The sequence below is a fragment of the Dysgonomonas sp. Shenzhen-Wh21 genome, assembly GCF_043392705.1.
Classification (GTDB): domain Bacteria; phylum Bacteroidota; class Bacteroidia; order Bacteroidales; family Dysgonomonadaceae; genus Dysgonomonas.
The window spans coordinates 1-2,953 of sequence record NZ_JAIXHZ010000133.1; the positions used below are offsets into that span (position 1 = coordinate 1).

General features: G+C 36.7%; 2 protein-coding genes and 1 pseudogene. 1 reads left to right on the top strand and 2 read right to left on the bottom strand.

All coding sequences use genetic code 11. The features are described from left to right. Together LDB17_RS09295 and LDB17_RS09300 are read right to left on the bottom strand one after the other, a co-directional pair. Positions 1–533, bottom strand: a 533-nt coding sequence (locus tag LDB17_RS09295; RefSeq protein WP_393925004.1) for an efflux RND transporter permease subunit, incomplete at its 3' end; no start/stop codon positions are given. A gap of 67 nt (positions 534–600) precedes the next feature. Beyond that, positions 601–1,701, bottom strand: a complete 1,101-nt coding sequence (locus tag LDB17_RS09300; protein ID WP_252638743.1) for an efflux RND transporter periplasmic adaptor subunit — start codon at positions 1,699–1,701, stop codon at positions 601–603. A gap of 386 nt (positions 1,702–2,087) precedes the next feature. On the opposite strand from LDB17_RS09300, the pseudogene LDB17_RS09305 reads away from it, so the two are divergent. After that, a pseudogene (locus LDB17_RS09305) lies at positions 2,088–2,885 on the top strand (hexokinase); the annotation flags it as partial. Positions 2,886–2,953: the final 68 nt, after the last annotated feature.

The window sequence follows — 2,953 nt, forward strand, 5'->3', positions numbered from 1 at the left end:
CCCCAGATTTCCACTGCACTTACATTGGGTATGGTTTGTAACCGCTCTTTTACTGTCAACTCCGCTATTTCACTTAGTTCGAGCAAAGAACGCTTTTCGCTTTGTATACTTATTTGTATAATCGGGTTGGCATCGGCATCAGCCTTAGATACAGTAGGAGGGTCGCAGTCGCGAGGCAGATAACGTTGTGCCCGTGAGACTTTATCCCGCACATCATTTGCTGCTGTTTCGAGGTCTACAGATAATTCAAATTCCACTGTTATACGACATGAACCCTGACTACTGCTACTTGTCAAAGACCTGATGCCGGGTATCCCATTTATATTTTGCTCTAGTGGTTCTGTGATCTGATTCTCTATGATTTCAGCATTTGCCCCGGGATAACTCACGTCTACCGAAATAATGGGGTTATCTATGTTGGGATATTCGCGCACCCCTAAATATGTATATCCGATCAATCCTAAAAGGAATATAATCAATACAAATACAGTGGCTAATACCGGGCGCTTTATACTTAATTCAGATATAGTCATCTTTTAGAGGTTTTGGATGTTTAGAAATCTACGATCTTAAATATCCGAAGCTATTATATAAATTGTTTTACTGATTGTTTTCTATAAAATTATCGATAATAACAGGCAAACCGTCACGCAATTGCATGACACCCGTTACTAAAAGAGTATCGCCAACATTTAATCCGTTTAATACCTGAACGGATGAGGCTGTACGCATACCTTTCTTTAGTACTATCTGGTGGGCTACGCCGTCCTTATATACGTATGCAATATCACGTCCCATTTCTGCTATCGTAGATAAACTAGGGATGACTAAAGTATTCTTTATCTCCTGCAATTTTATCTCAACATTCGTAGAGAGACCCGGCTTTAATCTTCCTCCGGGATTGGCATACAAAGCTCTGGCTTTTAGAGTAAGCGTTTGTCTATCGAGGTTAGACTCTACGGCATAAACTGTAGCCTGGTATTTGTTTAGATCATTATCGAATGTAAAAGTAAGAGGCGTTCCGGGCTTTACATTATTTACTTCTGACTCATTTACCGAAAACTCTATTTTTAATGGAATTATTTTGGTTAGCCTAGATATTATTATAGAAGGTGAAGCATATGTTCCTTCACTCACTTGTCTCAAACCTATGATACCATCGAATGGAGCACGCAGTTCTGTTTGGGCAATCCTTGTTTTCACTAACTCAATATCAGCCTTCAATTTTTCCAACTCTGTATTGACAGATTCATAAGCTTCCTGACTTACGGCGTCTTTTGCCAATAATGCCTTTTGGCGGTAAACCCTGTCTTCGGCTAAAGGTATTTGTGTTTGTAATTTCTTCAACTCAGCTTGTAGTGGTTTATCGTTTACTTTGGCTAAAAGCTGGCCTTTTTTTACATTCGAACCCTCTTTGAAGTGTATTTCTGTTATCATCCCCGAGGTCTCGAATGATAGATCTACTTCTTCATCAGGGATCAAAACCCCTTTTACTCTGATGGTATTATCAAGATTACCGTATTTTAAGATCTGGGCATTAACATTTAGTACCGTGCGGTTGCCTGTAACTTTATTACCCGGAGGAGTTGGTGAAGGATCGGCATTCGTCGTTAAAAAATCTTTGATCTTTGGATAAAAAGCCATTCCGGCAATAAATAAAATAATAACAATCAGAAGTCCTATTTTTGTTTTTTTGTTCATAGTAAATATTCTATTTTGGGCTTATAATACAAGTTTCCAAGAGTACGATTTAAAATAGATGGAAAGGTTTAATTCATCGGATGTATTTTAATTTTTGTTTGCATTACTAAACAAAAATTAAATAAGATGTCTTCTTCCCTTCATTTTTCTTTCCCCTTATTGTTTATTCGTAATGTTTTTTTAAGTTTTGTGTAGATCTATTTTGTAAATATAATATTAAAAATAGAAGTGTTGCAGGATTATAAAATGTCTTTAAAAAGTGATGTTCTGGAATGTCCTAAAAATAGTTATTTATTCAGATTCATTGCCTGTGTAATGACTCAATATTCAAATGAGATAGTTATATTTGTAGAGTTTAAAAAATAACCTATACATAAAGATACCTTATGAAGAAAGATATTTTTCATCTTAAATCGAAACAACTAAAAGAAATAGCCCAGTCGCTCCAACACAAGGTAGAGGTTGGTCTGAGTAAAGAGAATGCCGAAATACAGTGTATTCCTACTTACATTATACCTAAAACAACCAGTGTGAACGGTAAGGCTACTGTTTTAGATTTAGGGGGAACGAACTATCGGGTTGCTGTAGTTGATTTTGTTGATGGTAAACCAACAATTCATCCTGAAAATGGATGGAAGAAGGATTTATCTGTTATGAAAACTCCGGGCTTTACCGAAGAAGATTTGTTTAAAGAACAAGCCGATCCAATAGGTGAAATCAAGCGTGATCAAGAAACTCCTATAGGATATTGTTTTTCTTATCCGGCTGAATCTCTGCAAAACGGAGATGCCAAGCTTCTTAGATGGACAAAAGGTGTTGACATCAAAGAAATGGTAGGAAAACCGGTAGGACAGCCATTGGTAGATTATCTGAATGAACGCAATGATGTAAAATTCAATGGTGTAAAAGTGATAAATGATACAGTAGCAAGCTTATTTGCGGGACTTACAGATTCCAGCTATGACGCTTATATCGGGCTGATTGTTGGAACAGGTACAAATATGGCTACTTTTATCAATGCTGATAAGATAAAGAAACTAAATCCTGATTACAAACTAAGCGGGTTGATTCCTGTAAACTTAGAGTCAGGTAACTTTAACCCTCCTCATCTAACAGCTATCGATGATAAGGTAGATGCAGCAACTAATTTCGCTGATCTTTCGTATATTGAACGAGCAATCTCTACATATCTTTTCTTATGAATATCAGGATAATTCATGATATTAGTCAGCTTCTGTGCATCAAATCGTTG

Bases quoted from the DNA above. Each gene is read 5' to 3' on its own strand.
- LDB17_RS09300 (WP_252638743.1), bottom strand. From the start codon at position 1,701: ATGAACAAAAAAACAAAAATAGGACTTCTGATTGTTATTATTTTATTT.